This is a genomic window from Paenibacillus sp. GCM10028914, from assembly GCF_042666275.1.
In the GTDB taxonomy this organism is placed as follows: Bacteria; Bacillota; Bacilli; order Paenibacillales; family Paenibacillaceae; genus Paenibacillus_AQ.
The window spans coordinates 21,115-43,036 of sequence record NZ_JBHTFO010000015.1 but is presented as its reverse complement, the minus strand read 5'-3'; the positions used below and the strand labels follow the sequence as shown (position 1 = coordinate 43,036).

23 protein-coding genes are annotated in these 21,922 nt (G+C 38.0%); 7 read left to right on the top strand and 16 right to left on the bottom strand.

Annotated features, from left to right (window positions below; translation table 11 throughout):
- Positions 1-43 precede the first annotated feature (43 nt).
- Genes ACFQV5_RS13690 through ACFQV5_RS13680 form a run of 3 tightly spaced genes read right to left on the bottom strand, consistent with a single transcriptional unit; the run spans position 44 to position 2,870 of the window.
- A complete protein-coding gene (locus ACFQV5_RS13690; RefSeq protein WP_379247684.1) occupies positions 44-949 on the bottom strand; it encodes a hypothetical protein in 906 nt (301 codons plus the stop codon).
- Positions 942-1,607, bottom strand: a complete 666-nt coding sequence (locus ACFQV5_RS13685) for a response regulator (RefSeq protein WP_379247682.1) — start codon at positions 1,605-1,607, stop codon at positions 942-944. Before ACFQV5_RS13685 ends, ACFQV5_RS13690 begins: the two co-directional genes overlap by 8 nt.
- Positions 1,608-1,619: 12 nt before the next feature.
- A complete protein-coding gene (locus tag ACFQV5_RS13680; protein ID WP_379247680.1) occupies positions 1,620-2,870 on the bottom strand; it encodes a sensor histidine kinase in 1,251 nt (416 codons plus the stop codon).
- Between the two features lie 232 nt (positions 2,871-3,102).
- On the opposite strand from ACFQV5_RS13680, the gene ACFQV5_RS13675 reads away from it, so the two are divergent.
- Positions 3,103-3,591, top strand: coding sequence for a hypothetical protein (locus ACFQV5_RS13675; protein WP_379247678.1), 489 nt, complete (start codon positions 3,103-3,105; stop codon positions 3,589-3,591).
- Between the two features lie 950 nt (positions 3,592-4,541).
- On the opposite strand, the gene ACFQV5_RS13670 is transcribed toward ACFQV5_RS13675, so the two are convergent.
- Together ACFQV5_RS13670 and ACFQV5_RS13665 are read right to left on the bottom strand one after the other, a co-directional pair.
- Positions 4,542-5,033 (bottom strand): hypothetical protein, encoded by a 492-nt coding sequence (locus ACFQV5_RS13670; protein ID WP_379247676.1) that lies wholly within the window; start codon positions 5,031-5,033, stop codon positions 4,542-4,544.
- A 64-nt stretch (positions 5,034-5,097) separates the two neighbouring features.
- Entirely contained in the window at positions 5,098-7,476 is a 2,379-nt protein-coding gene (locus ACFQV5_RS13665) for an ABC transporter ATP-binding protein/permease (protein WP_379247674.1), read from the bottom strand.
- Between the two features lie 200 nt (positions 7,477-7,676).
- Here ACFQV5_RS13665 and ACFQV5_RS13660 point away from each other — a divergent pair, with 200 nt between their 5' ends.
- Positions 7,677-8,351 carry a response regulator transcription factor gene (locus ACFQV5_RS13660; protein ID WP_379247672.1) on the top strand — a complete coding sequence of 225 codons (675 nt, stop codon included), beginning with the start codon at positions 7,677-7,679 and terminating at the stop codon, positions 8,349-8,351.
- Entirely contained in the window at positions 8,348-9,382 is a 1,035-nt protein-coding gene (locus ACFQV5_RS13655; RefSeq protein ID WP_379247670.1) for a HAMP domain-containing sensor histidine kinase, read from the top strand. The genes ACFQV5_RS13660 and ACFQV5_RS13655 overlap by 4 nt, the downstream gene beginning before the upstream one ends.
- Positions 9,383-9,492: 110 nt before the next feature.
- Here the strand turns inward: ACFQV5_RS13655 and ACFQV5_RS13650 are convergent, their stop codons facing one another.
- The 4 genes from ACFQV5_RS13650 to ACFQV5_RS13635 are packed head-to-tail and all read right to left on the bottom strand — an operon-like array spanning position 9,493 to position 11,229.
- Positions 9,493-9,993, bottom strand: coding sequence for a P-loop NTPase family protein (locus ACFQV5_RS13650; RefSeq protein WP_379247668.1), 501 nt, complete (start codon positions 9,991-9,993; stop codon positions 9,493-9,495).
- 17 nt (positions 9,994-10,010) lie between these two features.
- Positions 10,011-10,535 (bottom strand): hypothetical protein, encoded by a 525-nt coding sequence (locus ACFQV5_RS13645; protein ID WP_379247666.1) that lies wholly within the window; start codon positions 10,533-10,535, stop codon positions 10,011-10,013.
- 15 nt (positions 10,536-10,550) lie between these two features.
- Positions 10,551-11,057 carry a GNAT family N-acetyltransferase gene (locus ACFQV5_RS13640; RefSeq protein WP_379247664.1) on the bottom strand — a complete coding sequence of 169 codons (507 nt, stop codon included), beginning with the start codon at positions 11,055-11,057 and terminating at the stop codon, positions 10,551-10,553.
- 40 nt (positions 11,058-11,097) lie between these two features.
- A complete protein-coding gene (locus ACFQV5_RS13635) occupies positions 11,098-11,229 on the bottom strand; it encodes a hypothetical protein (RefSeq protein ID WP_379247662.1) in 132 nt (43 codons plus the stop codon).
- A 210-nt stretch (positions 11,230-11,439) separates the two neighbouring features.
- Between ACFQV5_RS13635 and ACFQV5_RS13630 the strand changes: the two genes are divergently transcribed.
- Positions 11,440-12,477 (top strand): hypothetical protein, encoded by a 1,038-nt coding sequence (locus ACFQV5_RS13630; RefSeq protein WP_379247660.1) that lies wholly within the window; start codon positions 11,440-11,442, stop codon positions 12,475-12,477.
- Entirely contained in the window at positions 12,447-12,677 is a 231-nt protein-coding gene (locus ACFQV5_RS13625) for a copper amine oxidase N-terminal domain-containing protein (protein WP_379248266.1), read from the top strand. Before ACFQV5_RS13630 ends, ACFQV5_RS13625 begins: the two co-directional genes overlap by 31 nt.
- 542 nt (positions 12,678-13,219) lie before the next feature.
- Here ACFQV5_RS13625 and ACFQV5_RS13620 read toward each other — a convergent pair.
- The 5 genes from ACFQV5_RS13620 to ACFQV5_RS13600 all read right to left on the bottom strand — a co-directional run bounded on the left by ACFQV5_RS13620 (position 13,220) and on the right by ACFQV5_RS13600 (position 18,920).
- Positions 13,220-13,483: a hypothetical protein gene (locus ACFQV5_RS13620; protein ID WP_379247658.1), complete on the bottom strand. Its 264-nt coding sequence runs from the start codon at positions 13,481-13,483 to the stop codon at positions 13,220-13,222.
- 788 nt (positions 13,484-14,271) lie between these two features.
- Positions 14,272-15,417 carry a TIGR02391 family protein gene (locus tag ACFQV5_RS13615; protein WP_379247656.1) on the bottom strand — a complete coding sequence of 382 codons (1,146 nt, stop codon included), beginning with the start codon at positions 15,415-15,417 and terminating at the stop codon, positions 14,272-14,274.
- A gap of 692 nt (positions 15,418-16,109) precedes the next feature.
- Positions 16,110-16,856: an adenylate cyclase gene (locus ACFQV5_RS13610; RefSeq protein WP_379247654.1), complete on the bottom strand. Its 747-nt coding sequence runs from the start codon at positions 16,854-16,856 to the stop codon at positions 16,110-16,112.
- Positions 16,857-16,916: 60 nt separating this feature from the next.
- Positions 16,917-17,471: a Pycsar system effector family protein gene (locus ACFQV5_RS13605; RefSeq protein WP_379247652.1), complete on the bottom strand. Its 555-nt coding sequence runs from the start codon at positions 17,469-17,471 to the stop codon at positions 16,917-16,919.
- A 306-nt stretch (positions 17,472-17,777) separates the two neighbouring features.
- Positions 17,778-18,920, bottom strand: a complete 1,143-nt coding sequence (locus tag ACFQV5_RS13600; protein ID WP_379247650.1) for a YaaC family protein — start codon at positions 18,918-18,920, stop codon at positions 17,778-17,780.
- Positions 18,921-19,218: 298 nt separating this feature from the next.
- Between ACFQV5_RS13600 and ACFQV5_RS13595 the strand changes: the two genes are divergently transcribed.
- Positions 19,219-19,389, top strand: a complete 171-nt coding sequence (locus ACFQV5_RS13595; RefSeq protein WP_379247648.1) for a hypothetical protein — start codon at positions 19,219-19,221, stop codon at positions 19,387-19,389.
- 400 nt (positions 19,390-19,789) lie between these two features.
- On the opposite strand, the gene ACFQV5_RS13590 is transcribed toward ACFQV5_RS13595, so the two are convergent.
- A complete protein-coding gene (locus tag ACFQV5_RS13590; protein WP_379247646.1) occupies positions 19,790-20,218 on the bottom strand; it encodes an NUDIX domain-containing protein in 429 nt (142 codons plus the stop codon).
- Between the two features lie 307 nt (positions 20,219-20,525).
- Between ACFQV5_RS13590 and ACFQV5_RS13585 the strand changes: the two genes are divergently transcribed.
- Positions 20,526-21,260: a DUF6199 family natural product biosynthesis protein gene (locus ACFQV5_RS13585; RefSeq protein WP_379247644.1), complete on the top strand. Its 735-nt coding sequence runs from the start codon at positions 20,526-20,528 to the stop codon at positions 21,258-21,260.
- Between the two features lie 81 nt (positions 21,261-21,341).
- Here ACFQV5_RS13585 and ACFQV5_RS13580 read toward each other — a convergent pair whose 3' ends face one another.
- Positions 21,342-21,857: a DinB family protein gene (locus tag ACFQV5_RS13580; RefSeq protein ID WP_379247642.1), complete on the bottom strand. Its 516-nt coding sequence runs from the start codon at positions 21,855-21,857 to the stop codon at positions 21,342-21,344.
- Positions 21,858-21,922: the final 65 nt, after the last annotated feature.

Here is a 21,922-nt window from a genome sequence, read left to right as displayed (position 1 = left end):
GCTCTAGGAATTCCCCCCATGTAAGTATTTACTATTAGGTCTGTTAGGTTTGATCAATACTCCAGTGAACCTCATCCAAAAGTAGGCGTGTGGGAAGCGTGAAGCGAACGGATTGACAATCTTCTTCGACTGATATTTCGAAGTCAGATTTAAGTGATTTCAAATGTTGCTTCATCGCATGAAAAACATCTTCGGACAAATAATATTTTCCTTTACCCTCAAACATAACGAGTGTATTCCCGATTTGATCCTGTTCCAATATCAGTGTTGCGTTAGACTGTGAACGTGAACAATCATATGCGAGAAGCTTTAACACCTCGGAAATCTCATGCTGGCGTCTATGGGAAAGACGCGTAATTCGCTGGTCCAATAATTCACAGGTAAAGCCTTCTTTATGGAACTCTCTTAGTCTATGGAGGATCGGACTCGTTAAATCCAGCGGCTCGGTCTCTTTCGTCTCACTCGTAGACAAAACTTTTGCCGAATCATCGTACAGGGCTGCAAGCATAGATGCGTACTGCTCAACTTGCTCGATCTCTTGGTGGCTAAATATACGTTCTTCCCTTTGGCCAACTAATAGTACCCCGTAGGAATGCTTCTGCTCAGGCAGCAATGAATCAACGGACACCCCAAGCCCAGAGCGTAATGATTCGACAAGAAAGATAGGATATTCGAGCATCTCATCCTGTACTTCTTCCGGAAAGTAGGTAATGATGTATGGACACTTCGCTTTCAAGACCTTACCGGCCATTCCCTTTCCCATGCGAACCATAATTTTGCGATAACGCTCTGTTCTTGCCCCAAGCGCGATCTTCCAGTAAATATCTCTGTAATTAGCATCTGCCAATGCTAACGCAACAAAGTCCAGCTTCAACTCTGATTTTAGCAGCTGTACTTGACAATGAATTTGCTCCTGAATCGTTAGAGAATGACGATCCTGATTAGTCAAAATCAAGCAGCCCCCTTTTATATGCAAATTCCGTCAATTCCCGACGGTTACTTAATTGAAGCTTATCCATAATATTTCCTTTATGATTTTCAACGGTTTTCACACTGATAATAAGAAGCTCAGCTATTTCCTTGTTCGTGTAACCTTTTGCAACCAATGTAAATATTTCTTTCTCACGCTCGGTCAGCGTTTCAAATCGATCCTTAAAATCTTCTGAATTGCCGTGCAGATATGCTTGTATTACCTTCTTGGTAGCATCCGGCTGCAAATATACCATTCCCTGGTGTACCTGTTGAATGGCTGTCGCTAATTCTGTAATTGGCGCGGATTTCAGGATATATCCTGATGCTCCCGCTTTAAGAGCTCTAAATAAATACTGCTCATCATTATGCATGGTTAGAATAATGACCTTAACCTCTGGCATGGATTGTAAGAGTTCGCTAGTCGTAGACAGACCATCTCTTCCATTAGGCATACTAAGATCCATGAGAACCAGGTCAGGTTTTAACTCTAAAGCTTTCTTTAAGCAAGATCTTCCGTCTGATGCTTCACCAACGACTTTTATTCCAGGCTTGGTATCAAGCACAGCCCGTATTCCCCCACGTACAAGCGCATGATCATCTACTAACAATACTTTAATATCCATATCAAATTCCATAAAACCCTCTCCTTATAAGGTAGTTGTGTCGCTGATTGGTACTTTCACTTCAATGATGGTTCCCTCACTCGGATAGGATTCTATGTTAAATTCACCTTGAAGAATATTGACTCTCTCTTCCATACTATAAAGTCCAACGCCTTGACGCAGTTCAGAAGTCATCTCAAATCCTACACCATAATCTCGAATATAGAGCTCAGCGCACGTTGATTGAAGCTTTAACTTCACCTCGATCACTTCCGTTTGTGAATACTTAGCTGCATTGATAAGTGCCTCTTGAATGATTCGATAGAATGCAATTTCATAGGCTGCAGGTAATCTTGCACTGTCTCCTTCTAGGGTAAGCAAGACCTGAATACCGAATTTCTGTCCATATTGACGGACATAGTTACGCAGTGCAGGTACAAGCCCAATATCATCAAGTGAAGATGGCCGAAGCTCGCCAGATAAATCCCGAATATCCTCGATGGTAAGTCGTATGGATTCCTGTAAAGCGTCTAACGGCTCATCTATGGATGGCTCATTCGTATTTTCTAATAGAGATTTAACAACTTCTGTTTGAATCAAAATGCTATATAGAGACTGCCCTATTCCATCATGCAGCTCACGTGAGAGTCGCTTTCGTTCATTTTCTTGAGCCGACAGAATCGAATGAGTAATCATCTTTGCAATTTTGTGCTGTTCTTCCTGTCTTTCTTTCTCTACTTCTTGAAATCGAATAATATTCAATGGACCATACACCGGATCTTTATACTGCGATACACTTGCGCTCACGGACTTGGTTATACCACTTGTTGTCGTGAGTTGAACCTCAGTTAATTGTGATTCCGGCTCGGTTACAAAACATTTTTGATAGGAGCACAATTTGTTCAGTCCAGCGTAATTAGAACAATGGCTGCAAAAATTTACGGATACCGGATCTTCGTCCAGCTTTAACAGTTGTCTAGCGGTTGGGTTCATACGTATAATATTCAGCTTACTGTCCGTCACAAGAATGCCATCGGGACTGTGCTGAAATACATTAGAGAACAACTTTTGTTCTGATCTCAGCTTGTGGCTTTGCCAATAGATAATGAAAAAGAATAAGGTCGTAATTACGAGAACGAATAAAAAGATAAGGACATTGTTAATAAACAACCGATTCTCTTGTTGTTCAATGGCTCTAATCGCAAAGACAATAATTAATGTCATGCTTATAGTTAAAATACCGTTTTTAACCATAAATTTCATAAATGCTTTCGTCTTGTGAGCCGTTGTTGACATCAAAGACTATCATCCCTTCTGTCATGAATTCCTTCAAATTTTAACACTAATAAATACACTTGAAGTGTGAGGTATGTCATATACAATGGGGGTTTCTCATCTCATTTGAGACTTCCATAATTCTTCACATCACAAATATGTAGCTTGTACATCACTACGAAATCGGGGCATCTGCAACAAATCATTATAGCGACTCGTTAGTTCTAATAAATACTTTAAAGGGAGCTTATTAATGAAGATAAAATCAGGAGTGTTATTATTAGTAATCATATTTGCATTAACAGGATGTATGGGTACTCAAACAAAGCAGCAACCAGATCCAGTGGCTGAGAATCCGAAGGTATCCGTAGAAATAGAGAGCAATATTACTCTGGAAGAAGTGACTAACGCTTTGAAATCTGAGGGAATTGAGATGTTTGATGATTCACAGCAAAATGATTGGATTCTGAATAAAGTGAAATCTAATCGGTTTTCTGTAAGCCGACCAAATGTAATCGAAAAATATAAAGAGTATATTTCAATCTACGTGTATGATTCGGAGAATGCCCGCAGTGAAGGACTTGCTGATTTCAATAAACAAAAGGAACTATATGATATGATGATCCCAAACATTTACGAACATAAAAACGTTCTTATCCTTTATTGGCATCATGAAGACATGAATAATGCCACAAACGCTAAGTTCAATAAACAGATTGAAATGGCCATTCAGAAGATGTAAGCTGATTTCCAGAAAAGTTGTATATTAAATCAGCTATACCAAAAGAGTTAGAAAAAATGTTTACTAATCAATAGCTACTAGATAAATATGGAACTAGCATTAAAAATTTGGTTTTATTACAATTGATTTGTTATGAAATGAAGTCAAGGAGGGCAATCTTTGAAAGTACATAAGAAGTTAAGCTTGTGGTTTACCATAATTGCTGTTGTCGTAGTTCTATACAATATGAGCGGAAAAGATGATAAGAATTTGTTATTATTTTTTACGAGTCCACCCTTTTGGGTTATTGAATACTATCCCTTTCGAGTTTCATTCTCGCTGCTCTATGTACTAAATATAACATTTTGGTTTCTGTTCGGTTTAGTTCTTGATTGTGGAATAACTAAGTTAAGAAAAAAAAGAAAACACTCTTCCCAAAATACCGTCCATTAGGGCGGTATTGCTTTACGATTTCCCCTACATTCCTCCAACACATACTCTCATCCGCCTTCCACCTCTCTCTATATTCTTCTTTTGTTTTATCACATGATCAAATCAATCCAAACTTTTCTGTTGACGTCTTTGGTTTGAAAAGCATGCAGTCAGGAGGCCCACTCTTTCTGTCGGAGACGCTCCGTGTACGAATCGTTCCTACCATCGCTGTTGTCCCCAAATTTCTCGAAATTGTTCTAAGCAAGGAAGAAATTTGGGGACAGCATATGCTTCCGAAGTGAGCTTTCCTTTGGAAAGCTTTTAGGCGACCGCTATCGCTTGTTCTGAATCGTTTCATCCCCTCTGCTACATTAGCCGCAGTTATACTTAAGATATACGATAAGAAACCGTTTCTTTGTACATTCAATAAGCGACAGCGGACTAAAAGACAAAAAATGGCGGTACAAGGATAACATCCTGGTCACCGCCATTTCTTCATTGACATATTTATTAATCTGACGAACCGTCCGTAAAATGAGCTAATCTACTTTATTAACTTGACGTTCCATATAGTAATCTGCCAAAACATAGATGAAACCAGCAACACCGAAAAGAATAATAGCTGTACTGCTATTCAAATGATATTCCATAACAAAGCGTTCATTATACGATCTTTGAAAGAATATATACCCTCCGATCACACTCAGTATTAATATAATTATGCGGCTAACTAAAGGATTGGCTATCTTTCGAACAACCCAGGTTAAAGGGAATATTACAATGGGATAAAGGACGCTTGGAACAAGGAATATGAGAAACAAATAAGCAATCCCGATGTTTCGAAAACCATAGTACTCCGTTGTAGAAATTTTGTTTCCTTCCAAAAGCTCCACTCCAAAGGATGCTGAGGTAAATAATATCATCGTAATCACCCATAGCATTATGTGTTTGACTACACGCAAAATAATCCCACCATTTTCATATGATTTATATTTAGACGAATTTGCTAAATCAAATGTTGCTGTTGGCACAAAAAAAACACAGCAGTTAAGGTTTCAAACCCTTTCTGCTGTGTTCCATTTTCTCTATATTCGTTTATTCGCTCCGCAATGCCGTAACAGGATCTTTCTTCGCAGCCATCTTCGCTGGAATGAATCCACCGATCATGGTGAGGATTACACTAATAATCACCAATGCAATTGCATGAACAGGATTCAGCTGCGCTACATTTTTAAGATCCGTCATCGTAAACAGTACCGAATTCACCGGGATCGTTAATAGATAAGCAATCAAAATCCCTAGTACACCCGAGAACATCCCTATGATAAACGTCTCTGCGTTAAATACCCTTGTAATATCCTTCTTACGGGCACCAAGTGCACGAAGAACACCAATTTCTTTCGTACGTTCCAGTACAGAGATGTAGGTAATAATGCCGATCATGATCAGTGATACAACAAGTGATATTGCTGCAAACGCGACTAATACTAACGTAATTCCATCCATAATGCTGCCGGAAATATTGGTTACAATTGCTGCCATATCGGTATACTCTATGCGATCCTCTTTAGCAAGATCTGTGTTCCAATCATCTAAATAAGCATTTACCTTTTCCTTGGCACTAAAATCAATCGGATACAAAGAAATCGACGTTGGAATTTCAGTCGCTCCAAGCGTAGCCAGTATATCATCCTTTGTCATGGCTGCAGAGCCGCTCATCCCAGCGCTCATGCCGCCTGCCATCATATTCATTCCGCCAGCTCCCATGCTGGCTGCATCATTTGCTTTTTCTTGCAGCAACTCACCTGTAATTACATTTACATCTGAATTCTGCTGTGCCTTGACGATATCTGAATTCTGAGCATCCTCGATAAAGGATGCTGACAATTCATCCGAATAAGCGATACCCGAAGGCAGTGTTGACATTCTGGAATCCTCTTGCGCACGAATTACACCAGCAATCTTAAGCGTCACAGCCTTATCACTGTTATACAACTCCTTCAGATTCGCTGCTGTCCCGTTTACCGTAAAGCGATCACCAACTTGCACATAGTAATCATTGTTCATAATCAGCTTCAGTTCGCGTCCAATCAGATCAGACAACTGAATGCTGTCCACATCAGGATTTACCCCTAGGGCTTCTAATGTCGCATCCGTCAACCGGTTATACTCATCTACGATTAAGACGAGATCCGTCTTTGAAGCAGGAAAGCTTCCTTCAAGTAGATCATAATACTGTTCCAGATAACTTCCAGCTGCCTCTCCAGGTTTGCTCGGATAAGTTGCGAAATTAATATCACTCTTATTCACATTCTTTACATTGCTGCCATCAGACGATAACAAGTTCATGTTGACCATTCTTGTATAAGAGATACCGTCAAGCAAAGCGGGATCAATGGCATTTACATAATCCAAATATTCCTCTGTCAACACATTCGTATGAACGATCGAATTCTCACTCGGATCATAAGGATATAACACCTTGTCAGTCGGATACATCGTAAGATCGGTTTTTCCTAATTGGGCATGCTCGCTTATATCCATATTCATCGCCGATTGACTGATCGTAATTGGGAAATTCGATAAAGCTCCTGTTTCATACGAGCTGATCTGTTTATCGAACCCATTGGATAAAGACAGCACGAGCGCTATACCAATAATGCCGATACTTGAAGCAAATGCGGTGAGCGCTGTTCGCCATTTTTTCGTCGCAATGTTCTTGCCTGACAACTTCAATGCCGTCCAGAAGCCCATGCTTGTCTTCTTCAGAGAATAGTTGGTTGAAGTCTGCTGATCAGCCAGCGGATTGCTGTCTGAAATGGCATTACCGTCTGAAAAACGAATGATGCGATCTGCATACTGCTCCGCAAGCTCCGGATTATGCGTAACCATTATGACCAACTTGTTCTCTGCGATCTTTTTGATCAGCTCCATGATCTGTTCGCTTGTTTCGGAGTCCAACGCCCCTGTAGGTTCATCCGCTAGTATAATATCCGGATTGTTCGCAAGCGCACGCGCGATTGCCACCCGCTGCATCTGTCCACCTGACAGCTGATTCGGCTTCTTGTGGACATGTTCCTTCAGCCCGACTTGGTCCAGCACTTCAAGTGCCTTCGCACGCTTCTCTGCAGCAGAAACCCCGCTCAAGGTCATCCCCATCTCCACATTATCGACAATGCTAAGATGAGAGATCAGATTATAGCTCTGAAAAATAAAACCAACACTGTTATTGCGATATGCATCCCAATCGCTGTCCTTAAAGTTCTTAGTAGACTGCCCATTGATGATTAATTCTCCACCATCCAGCTTATCGAGTCCACCAATAACGTTCAGCAAGGTCGTCTTTCCTGATCCACTTTGACCCAAGATTGCAACGAATTCACTCTCTCTAAAATTCAGGCTGACCTTGTTCAAGGCAACCTGAACAAACTCTCCTGTCTTATAACTCTTCACAATCTGTTCTAACTTTAACATATTTGTGATCTCGCTCCTTCCTATCCGTATCATCGTGTTGTTACGATAGAACGAGCATACCACCAATATGTAAACCGAACATAAACAAAGCCAAACGTTCAGATTATATCCATAAGTTGCTTGCTGCGAGTTTATATTTACTTGATCTAGATCATGTATACTTTTACATGATAAGCCCTTCATCGAACGGAGGTCACCAGATGATAAACATACTCGTAGTAGAAGATGACAGCAAGCTGCGCCAGCTGTTCTGTACCGTCTTAAGTAAACATGGCTATCATGTATTATGTGCTGAAGATGGTGAAGCCGCCCTTGCTCTGCTGGACAAAGAAGTTATCGATTTAATCATTTCAGATATTATGATGCCGCGTCTTGACGGCTATGAACTAACGAAAACTTTGCGAGAAGCAGATATGAATCTACCGATCTTAATGGTCACGGCTAAGGAAAGCTACAATGACAAAGAAAGAGGATTTCTTGTCGGTACTGATGATTACATGGTCAAGCCGATTAACGTGAATGAGATGCTACTGCGCGTAAAAGCACTGTTACGCCGGGCGAAAATTGTTCATGACCGACAGATTGTATGCGGAGACACGACCTTATACTATGATACGTTGACAGTCATATCTCAAGGAGAAAGTATCGTGCTGCCGCAAAAGGAATTCTATTTGTTGTACAAGCTGCTTTCCTATCCCAATAAGATCTTTACCAAGCAACAATTAATGGATGAGATTTGGGGAATGGAATCCGAATCCGATGAGCATACGATCGTAGTGCATATCAATCGCTTGCGTGAGCGATTTAAGAACTGCTCAGACTTTGAGATCAATACAGTTAGAGGTCTTGGTTATAAGGCGGTACGGCACATATGAGAACACGAAAGATTAAAAGCTTGTGGTGGTATTTTGTCTCTCACGTATTTCTCATCATGCTGTTAACTTGTCTCATCATGACACCTGTTGCCTATTTCGTGATTCATTACGGTAATCTGACATCACATGGACGTTTTCCTTTTGCACCGATCCTGATCATTCTATTGTTCAGTGTTGCTATCGGTACGCTTATTACGAGTATCGTAGGGAAACGTATACTTGCTCCGATCACGAACTTCAGCAAAGCCACCAATGAAATCGCTAAAGGCAACTTCGAGATTGAACTTGATGAATCCCATTGGGTAAATGAGATTAGTGATATGGCCATTCATTTTAATCGGATGGTTCGTGAATTGCGCAGTATAGAGACGCTGCGAACCGACTTTGTTGTGAATGTATCGCATGAGTTCAGGACTCCGCTTGCTTCTATTGAAGGGTATACCATGTTATTACAAGATCATAGTCTGTCAGAGGCAGAGCGAGACGAATACACCAAGGTCATCTTAGACAGTGCTCAACAGCTCTCCACCCTGTCAGGCAATATCTTAAAGCTCTCAAAGCTTGAGAATCAAGAGTTGATAATTGAAAAGAAAACGTATCGTTTAGATGAGCAGATACGCCAAGCTATACTGCTACTTGAACCTCAATGGAGCAGCAAAGATTTAGAGCTTAACATTGAATTGATGAAGGTGCATTATGAAGGCAATGAGGAATTGGTGATGCAAGTATGGTTGAATCTGATGGGAAATGCGATCAAGTTCACGCCGGATGGCGGAGAAATCACGGTATCGCTAACGAATGATACGAACTATATTACAGTTCATATATCCGATACGGGGATTGGCATGTCGGAGGATGTGCAGAAGCATATGTTTGAGAAGTTCTATCAGGGGGATAATGCTCGTTACGCTGAAGGAAATGGACTTGGCCTTCCTCTAGTACGTCGAATTATTGACCTATGCGGGGGTAAGATCGAGGTTCAAAGTGAATGCGGATGTGGAACAACGTTTACGATTCAATTGCCTCTATAAGATGAAGAGCCGCTTGCGACGATATCCATTACAGATCGTACAAGCGGCTTCTTTTTCTTACTCTGAATCCTTCACAATCAAATTCTTTCGCCGTTTCAAGTTAGTGATTATTATGGATTCAGTTCTAACCATTTCATGCTATTATTGTCTGATATTCTTATCACTTTATCCTCATATAATTGGATCCTAGCTTCAAACTCATCCCTATTCTTCTCAAAATCATTTGTCCATTGAAACATCATTCTCAGCATTTTCAAATCAGATTTATAATGTGCCTGTTCTAGACCTGATTGTTGTTTAAAATAACGAGTAACGATTCGAATCTTGCGTTTCCATAAGGGCGGATCAAGGAATATGATGGTATCAGCCATCTCATATAAACACCGGTATGATTCCCTGTCTGTTCCTTCAAAAATCCACTGCCCTTGTCTATCAATCTCTTTAATAACTTCCATCTGTTCCTGTGGTGTACGCTTTATTCTTCCATTATTGGTTTGATGATGAACAATGGCATCTAATTCATACCAAGGTATGCCTATTTGTTTGGATAATCGTCTGGCGAGCGTTGTTTTTCCACTAGCTACGATTCCTATGATGAAGATCTTCTTCATTAAACTATCACCTACAGTTAATCAATCGTATAAATCTTCCATTGTCCTGCATCACTTTTTCTAAAGGCATACATCATTTTCATGGGACTAATTGTTCCATCGGGTGGTTGACTGTTTCCTATCACATAAATATGAATATTGCCTTTCTCCGGATAATGTTCAATACTTTCGATTTCAATGAATTGAAACTGATCTGGGCTCTCGAACCAAAACATGTTTGGATCTGCATTTTTTTCTGTCAAAAAGCTATTTCTAAACTGTTCTTCGTTATCTGTTATCAATGATTCGAAGTTTGATTTTAAGACCTCAAGTATTTGTTCTTCCTTAACCGCTTCTTTGTATTTTGCAAAATCAACGAAGATACCTTCTTTAAATGGCTCTGTGAAAACTTCCACCGTTTCTGGCGTAGTTGTATCCCTGCTCTCAACTTCAAGTTCGCTTTGTTTATCTTCGATTGTTGAATTGGTAACGTCTGCTGTATTATTACCGCAGGCTGCCAGTACTACAACCATTACAACCATAATAAGTTGCTTTCTATTCATACAACACCTTCCTCCTTACATACTTTCATTTCTCAATGTAAAATACATCAGACCATCTTTTAATTCGTGTTCCTTGCTAAATCCCATCTTCTCCAAAAGTCTTTGGGATTGCAGATTCTCAATTTCAGTTGTCGCTTCAATACAATCAAGTTCCATCCGGTTAAAACCAATCATGATCAGTTCATTCAAAGCTTCCTGCATGAATCCTTTCCCCCAATAATCCGGAGATAAATCAAAACCTACTTCAGCTCGCGACCCTTCATTATCCTTGATCCAGCAATGGAAACCACATGTTCCAATGAGTTCGTTCTTTTCTTTGGAGAATAAACCGTACCTACAGCCGGAATCATTGATATGAAATGAAATAATTTCTTCTGCTTCATTTAAATCTTTACATACTTCGATATCCATGTACCTGGTGACTTCAGGATTAGAAAAATGTCTGTAAACAGACTCCACATCAGTTAAAGAAAGTTCCCGCATGAATAATCGCTTGGTTTCTATGACCGAAAAATCTACCATCTGGTATTCGTCCTTTTCTATGTATAATGATTGCCTTCCCCTACCGACTGCCGTCCTCATTACCTGAGCAAATTTCTATTAGGATACCCTCAGGGTCAACGACATAGCAGACAAGCATTCCATCGAAGTCGCCTGTAATTGCGTTGATTACATAAAACGTTGTTGTATTCACAAAACGCCCCAACCTTAGATTACTCTTATCTTAGGTTGAGGCGTGTCACTGAATTAACTTATTCCATTATTATACATTTGCCGGATGCCGAAAGCATATATTCTTTGATATCTTTAATTAGTTCGTTCCTTCTATTTACCAACCATTAGATCTTTGTAATAATTATAAATAATATCTTATAACTAGTAAATACTGGAGGGATCTATCAAGATGATCATAAGAAATAATAAGAACATAGTAATCATCCTAACGATCGTATTATTTGTCCTATTGATGCTGGTATCTCCGACACCTGGGATGGCAAATCCTTCACCTAACACAGAGTCATCAAACATTGAAATATTACATTCCGACTATAAGATAATTGATGGCAAAATGAAAGTAACCGCTGACGTGCGAGTTCAAGAAGGTGAGAAAGTATCGCTCTTAGTCATTGGATATGATAAATCTGGAGAGATTATAGAAATCAAACAGACTAGTACACATATATTCGGTGGCAGTACATACGCATTCCAATTAACCATGGATAACGGAAAGCAGCTGAGCAAAGTTGACATTCAGGCTCTAGGAGCAACTCAAGAACCGTATAAAATCTTAGCCCAAACCACGATTAAACACAAAGACCATGTGGAGGCTGTGGTCGCTGTAAAAAACGGGCCAATATCACAAAAAATGAATCTAGTCGCTAAGGGGATTAATAAAAGTGGTAAGGTCGTTGAAGTTAGAGGAACCGGAAGTCATGCTTTTGAGCAATCTATTTTAATTTACAAAATTAAACTTGAAGCCGTTAATGATATCGCTAAAGTGCAGTATCTCGTGCTCGTTGATGATCAGACCTATCTGGTCGACTATGGAACATACATAAAGAATGGACAACTGATTGTCACTTCCGTTTTTAAGAATGGTGCCAAGCCGCAGCAGATCATGTCCAAAGTAACTCCGTACACCGCCAATGGAAAAGCATTGAAAATTCGAACAAATTCAAGCCATGCCTTCAGCAATTCTACCTATAACCTAAAAGTGGTGATCAATGATAAAGGCGCGAATAGAGTCGATCTTAAGTTTTATGACGAAACAGGAAAGAATGAAATTAAGAAGCGTAAGGGCATTATCGTTACCATTGATGGACAAGGACTAGCAGTCAAACACCCCCCTGTCATGAAAAAAGGCAGTGTTAGCGTTCCTATGAGGGAGATTTTCGAAGCTTTAGAGCTAACATTGAGTGGAATCAGGAAACAAGTACGATAATTGCAACTAGAAGTACCAAGGAAATCAAACTTCAAATTGGTTCCAAGCTCGCCTATATTGACGGGGAGCAAGTAACCCTATCCGTAGAGCCATCTGTTATTAATGGCAGCACCATGGTTCCAATAAGGTTTGTATCGGAAGCATTAGGATCACAAGTATACTGGGACAATGGTTCACAAACCGTTATGATTATAAGGTAGTCTTAACCCTGTACAATAATCCCTTTTATCTAATATGAGACAAAAACCCACCTTCGGCTCACAAGCTTGGGGTGGGTTTTCATTTTCTCCTGTTGTTATTGATGTATTTTAATTTGTCGGCAATACCGGCATTGAACAAGCCTCTACGAAGAGGCACAGCTTCATTTTCGTGCTATTCTTGGCCTTCTGTTTCTGTTCCCTGGGTATGACAAGGTGTTTCACAAGGCTTGTAACTTCCTTCTCTTGAATTGTTAACTCGCTATCCGATTCCCAAAGAACTCTTAGACGAAGATCCTGATGAGGTCATCACAGTACTACTTTCCAATCGTAAAGGGCGCGCTTGGAATGAATCAAAACTACAACAATTAATTGAGATTGCTTACAATAGTCTTCCATAGGTAGGACCACTAACAGCTTCTTTGCTCATCGCTGAAATGTGACATAAAGAGGTTCCCATCCGTTAAGCAGCTAACAGCTTTTACAGAACTAGTTTATACGCTTTCGTATTCTTTGAGAAACTTGAACAAGGTTACTATTGTACTTCATTTCTCTTTGAGTCTGCCCGCTAATACTCCTGCTCTTCTAATGACTTCAAATCGTTCTTCTCGTCCTTCTATTTTTTGTATCATTTCAATAGCTGTTTCAAAGTTCATTATTACGTATCCGGTTGTTTCGTAGCCTTTTGGTATTTCTACGAATCGTTTCACTCTCGCTAAGTAAATCAATCTGTGAGTATCAAATTGTTTCCAATGCCAACTTGAAAATAGCGTTCTGTCTTCCATTAGTTCGATTCCTGCTTCTTCCATTATTTCTCGATTCCAGACCATGATTATATTTCCATTGTCCAATATCGGAATGCAATGTACGCCACCATTTTTTTGTCTGGAGATATTTTCGATATAAATTCCAACATCTTGGCATCAGGCCACCCATAAAATAATGTTTCTTGCTAATAATCATCTTAATGCGCCATGAGGAAGTACTGCATGAACACCATTAACTCCATTTACAACTTGAGTTATTCTTATATGTATTTACTCTGATTTCATAAACTTTTGTTGTATCCACAAAACGCCCCAGCCTTAGATAGCTTTAGGCTGGGGCGTTTATTGTCTGAGCTTCTTCCTTGATTATACATCTGACAACCGAGGAGAGACAGTGAAATATCGGTATCTTTTACTAGATTCATTCGATTTAAATTTATAAATATTATACTTCCCATTATCAGAAGAGTACTTTAATAAGTTCCCGTCCTCTGGAATTCCACTGAAATAAGCTCCCATGCAACCTGTAGTAAATCTGTGCCCAGATATTAATATATTCACATCACTTGTCCCATATTTAGCTTCAAGTTCAGCCATGAAATTAAAATTTAAATGGCTTTTATCCATTTTTTCCAATTCATCATAGTGTTATACGATTCAGTTGCCATCGTTTGAAAATACTCATAAATTAGATTTTATGTAATTTTTTGTGGATATCTTTAACGACATGCATCTGATGATTGTGCGACATTCCATTGCCATTACTGACTCTGTTCCATAGTTCTTTAGTTAGCCGCGCTTTAATGTCTTCTTGAAATACTTACTACTAATTAAAAAGGTAGATCATCGTCTTCAATATCTACTTCTTGCGATTCTTCTCTTTCTTGGAAATTCTCATATTCTTCCTTAATTGTTTCATAGAATTCAGTCTTATCGACATCCCACATAAACAAGTCTTCTAATTTGGTATAAATTCTATTGTCCCCATCTTTAAGTCTTTGCTTTATAATCCGATAGAAGGAGTAATCGGGCAGTTCAATGTTCTCTATAATATCATTCCAAAAATAATTTAAAACATAATCAACTTCTGTTCTATCTGTGGATTCAAGTTTCTTTACGAGAATTCCAATTGCATCTCCGATAAAAGTAAAATGTTGTAGTTTCCCCAAAGCTACCCAACTTGCAAGTGAACCGCCTTTACATCTATTTTGATTAATTAAATATTTTCCGTCTTTCATAGATTCCATTAGTGTATTCTCAATACGAATCCTAGAGATTTCTCGAATTCTATACCACATCTTAAAGGGGATAATTTGCAAATTTAATCGTATTATTTTTTCTTCAGTTACTGTAGATAACTCATCTGATACTACAGTGAAAAACTGTGTAATTTCTTCTTCGTTAAATTGCTTTAACATAGCGCGAATAAAGAAACCGAGCTTTTTTCCATCACCAGTATCTTTTTTCCTGTAAACTTCAATAGTAAAATTAAGTCTTTTTCTTTTGGGTATTTCTTCCACCAATAATTCTGCGTACCTGTTGTTAGGGACGAAATCACTATCAAAGACCCTATTCATAAATTCTACTTCCGAAAACTGTGTTTTAGATTGATCAATTATAGAACAGAGATAATCGATAAACGTAATAATCGCATCAGCCTCTTTTTGTGAGTCTTCGAATCTATCGTGACTCCTCGGATTTCTAATTGCCTGGTAAATCCCTCTTAAAATTTGCTCAAGTCCTTTTTGTACATTTATTTCTGATTCTGTTTGCAACGCATTTACTTTAATTAAGGGCTGTGTACCCCCAAAAGCTTGACCGATAAGGGCAGCACCATCACTCTCTAAAGCTGTCTTATCTCGGATAAGGTTACTCAAATAATATATTGAATCAATTATTGACTCTGAGAAACTTCTAGACTCGTAATTTTTCTTTATTGAGTTCCATAATTTCTTATCTATATGCGTTTCCAACATTGTTATTATACGCCTCTCATTTCTTTTGCATTAATTTTCACATTATTCTAATATAGTTTTTATACTTTAGTTACTTTTTTCTTTCTAATCAAGCCCTTATGCACTGTATGTTGTTAATTCATTTAGCCTTTTAAATCTTCTTAATAGGTATTGTATCCTATCTTTACCACTTCCGAATTGATATTCCAATGTAAAAAGATCGCCTCGGCGGCGAAGGCATAACTCCTTACTAGCTTATAGCGCAACTAATTTACTTATTTTAGAGAATTGTTTTAAGCTTTTTATAATGTTATACCAGTTTTGAAGGTTTCGGATAACGTTCTCGTATTCACGACGCCTGGGGAATGCCAGGTGTGTCCGGCTGCCTTAGCTTCGCCGAAACCCTCTGCCAGTCCGAGGGCGTATGCCCGATGTGTAAATATATTGTTATACGACGGAATTACTTCTTAGACAAGACTCACTACTATTTTCGAAGGTTCCAAATTTTATTTCATATGAATTTTTCTACATTTTTTTGAATGTGAATTTTATTTTCAGCGCAAACTACGAATCAGTCTCGTATCCGGCACATATCCATTGTACCTGAAGCTAAGAATGGTGCTTGCACATCGTAAAATCATCAATTTCGTGTCGGTCGATGAGGTTGTGTGCACATCCTAATCAACTCTCTTTATCAGATCATTTTGAATAACTTAATCTGTCATGCCATTATCAATCCAGTCGTTGAAATCCGTCATTATTACGTTTCCATGATAGTAAGTTCCATATGAACTATCATACTTCATTGTCCACCAGTTTTTTTCTTCATCAGAAGCATTATCAATATAGTTACTATAAAACACTGAGGACATAACAATAGCTCCATTTCCATTTTTATTCCCCAAATCAGATAAATTTGAGGCTTTTGCAACAGACTCACCGATCCAGACTAAATTATGAATTCCTGAAGATTTCCTACCGGCTTTTACTGCAAGCGTCGGATTGGTTGCTAAGCCTATACCCGCTTTAATAGTAGGTAAAGAACGATTCTTCAATAACTTGTTTAGCATTTTCATATACGTGTTAATAAAAAATGCTCTATTTGCAATCTCATTTATATCCGTTTTTAAAGGAGTAGAATAAACTGCAAAAACACAATCTCCTCTTATACCAATCTCTTTCAGATCATTAGCTTCGAGGTCTTTTCTTAAAATTTCAATGATTTCTGATGTAAAACCTCGAATCACCTTCGCTATATCTACATCGTTATTACTAGTAAACAATGTAGTGGAATCTCTCAAGTCTACAAAAATTGCACCTGCCCATGCTTTATATGCATTTGTATAAGTAAAGTCCTCGTCTCTTGGAAATTTATCTACTTCATTAACTTTATCCGTATTGTCTAATATTTCTTCCACTTTCTTTTTACGATCTTTATAACTATAATCCAAGCTTTTCATATTAGCCTCCAAATATAAAGATAATTTTTAATAGGTAACTTAGATGAATATTATTGAAAATTAAATGTTATTCAAAAATATATATAATAGTAATAAAATAAGGTTCACGAAAAGATATTCCATTGCCTTGTTTAAGCGATAAGTTTTAATTTTCATTATCTTTGAAACTTCGTACACTTGTCCTACTATTTCTTCTACCATTATCACTTCATTCGCTGCTAAATATCCTTTTAATACATCAGACTTCTTCATACTTGCTATATGTTCGAAGTAAAAGATAGAATGTTCATCTTCTTTATAATTTAATGATAACCTCGGTTTAAGGACCTGCATAATAATGAAAAAAAGTTGATAAACCAATAAGAACGAAAGAACTATTCCTACAAGGAGAACAAGTATAGATATTAGTGCATCATAAAAATTGAGTTTCATAATGTTTAAAAAACTCATTTTTTTTGCCGTATCCATAAATACGGTTAGAATCAAGCCATACACAACTAAAAGTGCGCTAGCCTTAGTATCTATGAAGCGAATCAATTCCTGAATGTTTTTCAAACTCTCCAGCGCGAAAGTACTATTGGGCATGCTGTTCTCTTTGTTAGAATCATCACTCATGTTCCTTCATCTCTCCTTAGAAATTATAGGTTGTTCGTTAAATCAATTGGAACTATATTATACATACTAGATTTTGAATTATTCGAAACGAAACAAGCTACTACAGTTTAAATCTCTACATTTTTTATTCCTCTGATTCTGTCGTATAACGTTCTGGTATTCGCGACGTTCGTCCCCCTTAGATAGCTGTTATCTTAGGGGGATGAATATGCCCGGCTGATTCCACTTCTTTGAAATCCCTCTGGCGGATCGAGGATCGCTCGGGATCCAGCGCGTGAATACAATGTTATAGGAAGTTGATTACTACTAGGATCTAAAGCCTGTAACTCTAAAGTCATCTCCTGTAATTTCAGATGATATCATATCTATAAATTGTACTGATGATTTTGTAATAAATTCAGTGAGTAACCAACCTGAACCACTGGACAAGTGTTTTTCAAGTGCATTAGGATCGTATCTCGACATCTCACTTAATCTGTGCATTGCAGCAAAAGTAAGCACAAGTGTATTTCTATCAATTATTCCATTTGTTAAATTGCTCCTTTTTATGTACCAAAGTTTATTTGGACTATAAATATATCTAAACTTTTTTCTATTATTAAGATAATACTTTTTGAAGCTACTAAGACTTTTGGCATTTGGAGCATTATGCGATGCTTCCCAATAAAATGTCTTATTTCTTCTAATAATATAAATATCATTATTATCATAATACCTATCTTTACTAAAACCTGTTATTTTCTTCATTGTGCCCTGATTAGAATACTGCGATTCTAATGTTACCTCTAACCAACCTTCTTTACGATGTTTATCATGTACAAATCTAATTTCGTCTACTGGAATAAATAACTCTGATTGATTTGAAAATGTCATTAAATAGGCTCTATGTATATATTCAAGGTTATATAAAATATCTTTCAAGTTATATGTCTCATTATTCTGTGGTTTTAGTTCTTCAAAATAATCTATTAAACCTGATAAAACACCTCTTGGTTTTAATGAAATCAACTCATTTTGAATATGTGTTCTTCCAGGAATTCTCTTACCTGAAACACCATGTTTCATTCCAAATTTTATGTTTTTAAATGTTAGTAAAGTTTTTGTAGCATTCAATAAGCAATAATATGATGTTAGAGGTTTAGATATAATATCCAAATTTTGAGTAGCTAAAAAGAAGTTTTCTGCTTGTTTCCAATAATTTAATGCTTCTTTATTACTTTTGCTTTTGAGAAGTATCTCGACATACCTCCACGTAGAATCAGTAAGTACCGTTTTATTTGTGAATTCAGGACTTATATAAGCTTTACGAATTGATATTGTAGATTTACTAGTTTTTATTTCTGGTCTTAGCAATTTAGGTTTTCTACTTTTCTTAAGCTCTTTTATTTCTTCAGTATTTCTACTAATAGATTCTTTAATATCTTTAATTATTAGATTATTTTTCGTCATATTTTTCTCCTTCGAGTTAAATCAATTTCCTATAACGCATCTATATTCACGACGTCCAGCGAATGCTAAGTGTGTCGGGCTGCTACGCCTCTTCGAAATCCCTCTGCAGGACCGAGGACGTATGCCCGATGCGTGAATATAATGTTATAGGATGTCAATGCCTTCCTTAAAACACTAACGCTATCATTATCTATCTTGCTATCATCTTCCCAATCTACATAGTTGACGATTAAACATATAAAAGGAATAATTGTATTGTTGTGATAATTATAAAATAAGTTAGAAAGAGGGTTTGTAAATGAGTAAGGAATGCAATAATTGTTTTAATGGAAAAGTTGTTGATCCAGATAAGGAAGTAGAAGCTGACAAGCTTTTTGACGGTGGTCAGTTTACTTACTATGAAGCAATGTTGAAAGTAGGATACGTCATGTGCCCCAAATGCAACGGTACAGGAAAAATCGAGAAATAGCGATTTTTAAGTAAACCCACGATTAGCGGTGGGTCTAGAATACGGTAATTTAGTTATTTAGTAATTCTTCCTGCCGCTATTTGAATTAATATTAGCATTTCATTACCTATAATAGTTTAAGATTTTCAATGATCTCCTATGAGTTTATATACTACATTCTTCAAAGAATAATCTTTATCTTAACAGGAAAGGCGCCTGCATAGGCAAGGAATCAACTTCTTTTTATTTTGGGCTGATTTCCTATAACGTTACCGTGTTCAAGACGTCCCCCACCGACTTAAGCGAACGTAGTGAACGGCCGCGTTGCGGTTAGTCGGTGCTAATGTGTCCCGGCAATCACCTCTTCAACTTATCTTCCGGGACCGAGCAGATTGCCCACTGATGCATAAACACATTGTTATCAGACGCGCCTATCTTCGTAGCTATACAAAATTACTTCCTCTTTATATAGATTTTTAATAACCTTGCATATTTGTATATCGTTCTTTTTCTCTTCAAAAGCAAACCAACCAATACCCTTTAAAACTTGTTTATCTTCTTGTAGTTCAGGATCTTCTCCAAGTTCTGCTTCTTCTTCGTTATTCACTTCTACCAAATAGCAGTGGTTCGGACCATATTCATACGAATCTTCAAACAGTAATCGGATTACATTACAGTTTAGTTTTACTTCTTCATTCACTTCCCGTACAACCGCTTCTTCGAAAGTTTCTCCTTCTTCTACAGCACCGCCAGGTAGAGTCCAAAAACTTCTATCGCCATGGTCATGAAAAACCATAAGAATCTTATTGTTCCTTATTATTGCTGCACAAACCCTCGGTCTAAATGTCATTTATTCAACTCCTAACATTGTTTAATCTTCAAATGTTGATAATTTTTTAATTTGTTCTGTATTGCTATTCATGGTAACGTTATATGCATCAATCTTCGGATTCAAACAAAATTGGTTCTATTTACCTATCATAACACAATCCTATATTCCTAGATATACAAAAAAAACCAGTAATTCCATCCAAATCTTTATCAATTATTCTAGATCTCAACACTCCCCCACACATGTAAAATCTTACCGCAACCATCCACCAATCCCCACGTACAATGTATAAGAATCACCACTTCCCAAAAGGAGAGTTCCTCGCATGATTAAACAACGCCTTAGTTCCAAACAACTAAAGCTATCGTCAATCTTCACCCTAGCTGTCATGCTCATCATCAGTATTGTGCTGATCACCTTCGCCATTACATACTTCTCTGTATCCGTCTTCTATGTAAACACCCACAAATATAAAATTGCGAACGAACAACCTAATCGCATTCTGTATCAATCCAGCAAAGGACCCTCTATAGAAGTAGCAATCAGCGGGCATAACCGAACCGTACTCATTGATGGCGAAGAATACTTGATAAACAGTACAGAAGACATCTACCCCCCCACCTACAATGTAAGTTATCCAGATGGGAAACAGTATACGGTAAAAGATCATTCTGGAATGCTGCTCAGTTATGACGAGAATGATGAGATAGTCGATTTCGTATCCGTTCACGCTTATGCAAGTGATGGTACAGAAATCATAAACAATGCAGAAGAAGGAGAAAAAGTTGAACTATACTACCCCAGTTCGTTAGTCGAAGCAGCTTATACTGAATATCACGAGAAACAAGGGGTTGCCCCCATTTACTGGGCGGCAGTATTTCTACTTATTTTTGGATGGTGCCAGTTTAAGTACGTGAAATTTCAGGACTTCTTGTATAAAATTACTCCACGCTATTCATGGCAGGATGATGAACCGAACGATTTTCATTACTTCTTGTTTAAGTTAGGTGGTGTCCTGCTCATGATTGCCTCCCTTCCTATCTTTTTAAAGTCACTGTAACCCCCCAACCGTTTAATAATGGATACGCAAAAAAAGACACTACCACGATGGTAAGTGTCTTTCTCTGCTTCAATTCCTCTTCTATGCCAAATATCTTTCCTTCATTATATTCAGATGATGGAGTGCATGCCCCGTGAGCACATATGCCAGAGCACAAGCAGTCATTGGATTCTCGTTAACGATTCCTCTTCTGTCCCAAGCTTCCTCAGCTAATCCGTTCACCAAAGTTATGCTAGCGTGTCTCACTGACTTATATTCTTCAAGAAGATCTGACATGGAACGTTGATCATAATGAGCATGGTTCACGTATGAATTTTCTTCGAATCCCGCAAGTGGTGTTTGATCTCCTCTGGCGATTCGCAAGAGTCGGTAACTCATAATCCGCTCCGTATCGATGATATGCCCGAATACTTCCTTTAGACTCCATTTCCCCGGAGCATAGCGACTGTTCGCCTGAGTATCCGTGATCGTATTGATCAGTTCCTCCGTAATCTTCTGTTGTTCTACTAGAATGTCGTTAATAGCTCCATCTGGTACCAACTTTACATACGTATGAAAGTGTTCTGGATAATCCTCATGTAAAGGTCTTTTCGACATTCGCATTCCCTCCTTCTATATATGTTCTTCTTCAACGGGTATCTATTACATATTTTATTCCTATG

Coding starts and splice junctions, on each gene's coding strand:
- ACFQV5_RS13685 (WP_379247682.1), bottom strand. CDS start 1,607: ATGGAATTTGATATGGATATTAAAGTATTGTTAGTAGATGATCATGCG.
- ACFQV5_RS13680 (WP_379247680.1), bottom strand. CDS start 2,870: ATGTCAACAACGGCTCACAAGACGAAAGCATTTATGAAATTTATGGTT.
- ACFQV5_RS13675 (WP_379247678.1), top strand. CDS start 3,103: ATGAAGATAAAATCAGGAGTGTTATTATTAGTAATCATATTTGCATTA.
- ACFQV5_RS13665 (WP_379247674.1), bottom strand. CDS start 7,476: ATGTTAAAGTTAGAACAGATTGTGAAGAGTTATAAGACAGGAGAGTTT.
- ACFQV5_RS13660 (WP_379247672.1), top strand. CDS start 7,677: ATGATAAACATACTCGTAGTAGAAGATGACAGCAAGCTGCGCCAGCTG.
- ACFQV5_RS13655 (WP_379247670.1), top strand. CDS start 8,348: ATGAGAACACGAAAGATTAAAAGCTTGTGGTGGTATTTTGTCTCTCAC.
- ACFQV5_RS13650 (WP_379247668.1), bottom strand. CDS start 9,993: ATGAAGAAGATCTTCATCATAGGAATCGTAGCTAGTGGAAAAACAACG.
- ACFQV5_RS13645 (WP_379247666.1), bottom strand. CDS start 10,535: ATGAATAGAAAGCAACTTATTATGGTTGTAATGGTTGTAGTACTGGCA.
- ACFQV5_RS13640 (WP_379247664.1), bottom strand. CDS start 11,057: ATGGTAGATTTTTCGGTCATAGAAACCAAGCGATTATTCATGCGGGAA.
- ACFQV5_RS13630 (WP_379247660.1), top strand. CDS start 11,440: ATGATCATAAGAAATAATAAGAACATAGTAATCATCCTAACGATCGTA.
- ACFQV5_RS13620 (WP_379247658.1), bottom strand. CDS start 13,483: ATGGAAGAAGCAGGAATCGAACTAATGGAAGACAGAACGCTATTTTCA.
- ACFQV5_RS13615 (WP_379247656.1), bottom strand. CDS start 15,417: ATGTTGGAAACGCATATAGATAAGAAATTATGGAACTCAATAAAGAAA.
- ACFQV5_RS13610 (WP_379247654.1), bottom strand. CDS start 16,856: ATGAAAAGCTTGGATTATAGTTATAAAGATCGTAAAAAGAAAGTGGAA.
- ACFQV5_RS13605 (WP_379247652.1), bottom strand. CDS start 17,471: ATGAGTGATGATTCTAACAAAGAGAACAGCATGCCCAATAGTACTTTC.
- ACFQV5_RS13600 (WP_379247650.1), bottom strand. CDS start 18,920: ATGACGAAAAATAATCTAATAATTAAAGATATTAAAGAATCTATTAGT.
- ACFQV5_RS13595 (WP_379247648.1), top strand. CDS start 19,219: ATGAGTAAGGAATGCAATAATTGTTTTAATGGAAAAGTTGTTGATCCA.
- ACFQV5_RS13590 (WP_379247646.1), bottom strand. CDS start 20,218: ATGACATTTAGACCGAGGGTTTGTGCAGCAATAATAAGGAACAATAAG.
- ACFQV5_RS13585 (WP_379247644.1), top strand. CDS start 20,526: ATGATTAAACAACGCCTTAGTTCCAAACAACTAAAGCTATCGTCAATC.
- ACFQV5_RS13580 (WP_379247642.1), bottom strand. CDS start 21,857: ATGTCGAAAAGACCTTTACATGAGGATTATCCAGAACACTTTCATACG.